This window comes from Streptomyces sp. NPDC058964 (genome assembly GCF_042741275.1).
Taxonomy (GTDB): Bacteria; Actinomycetota; Actinomycetes; order Streptomycetales; family Streptomycetaceae; genus Streptomyces.
Window position 1 is genome coordinate 1 of record NZ_JBHYKH010000422.1, and the last position, 1,240, is coordinate 1,240.

At 71.8% G+C, this 1,240-nt stretch carries 1 protein-coding gene; it reads right to left on the reverse strand.

The features are described from left to right. Window positions 1-41: 41 nt before the first annotated feature. Window positions 42-980, reverse strand: a complete 939-nt coding sequence (locus tag ACFW2E_RS35435; protein ID WP_384472666.1) for a PAC2 family protein — start codon at window positions 978-980, stop codon at window positions 42-44. Window positions 981-1,240 lie beyond the last annotated feature (260 nt).

A 1,240-nucleotide genomic window follows, 5' to 3' on the forward strand; every position in this document is an offset into this window, starting at 1 on the left:
CTTAGGGCCTGCGACCGGCAGGGCACTGCCCGGGCACCGCCCTAGTTCTCGCCCTCGCGCTCGGCCAGGAACCGCTCGAACTCCCGTCCGATCTCGTCCGCCGACGGGATGTCCACCGGCTCCGCGAGCATGTTGCCACGGGTCTCGGCGCCCGCGGCCGCGTCGTACTGGTGCTCGAGACCCTGGACGAGGGAGGTGAGCTCCTCGTCGCCCTCCTGGATCTGCCGGTCGATCTCCGTCTGCGTTCGGTGCGCTTCCGTGCGCAGGGCGTGCGCGATACCCGGCAGGACCAGACCGGTCGCGGCCGTGACGGCCTCCAGGACGGTCAGTGCCGCGTCCGGGTAAGGGGAGCGGGCGATGTAGTGCGGCACGTGCGCGGCGACGCCCAGGACGTCGTGCCCGGACTCCATGAGGCGGTACTCGACGAGCGCCTCGGCACTGCCGGGCACCTGCGCCTCGTCGAAGGGGCTGCGGTGGCCCGGGACGAGGTCGGTGCGGCTGCCGTGCGGGGTGAGGCCCACCGGACGGGTGTGCGGCACGCCCATGGGTATGCCGTGGAAGTTCACGGAGAGGCGGACGCCGAGGCGCTCCACGATGTGCCGCACGGCCGCCGCGAAGCGTTCCCACTCGACGTCCGGCTCGGGGCCGGAGAGCAGCAGGAAGGGCGCCCCCGTGGCGTCCTGGACGAGCCGCACCTCAAGGGTGGGCTCCTCGTAGTCGGTCCAGCGGTCCCGCTCGAAGGTCAGCAGCGGCCGGCGCGCCCGGTAGTCCACGAGCCGGTCGTGGTCGAAGCGGGCGACGACCTGGTGGGGCAGCGAGTCGAGGACCCGGTCGACGATCTGGTCGCCGGTCTCACCCGCGTCGATGTATCCGTCGAAGTGGTAGAGCATGACAAGACCGGCCGACTCCTGGGCGAGCGCCATGTCGACGACGGCCAGCCCCTTCGGCTCCCATGCGTACAAACCCTGCGGATCAAGCACTGTGACCGCTCCTCCTCGTGTTCATACTCCACAACGCGGCCCGGAACGTTGGCATTCCCGCGCACGCCCCTGAACAGGCCCCTCTCAGCGGCTTTTCGTACGCGGGTCGACCGCGGCACGAGGAGCGAACGCGCGCGTGAGGGGCCGTCAGGGCGCCTCGGGCGGGGACCCGTTGGCGAACACGTCGACGGGGGCATCGGGTGCGGGCCGGACAGCGGGAAGGAGACGGACGCACTGAGGGCCCCCACCCCCGGGGGGTG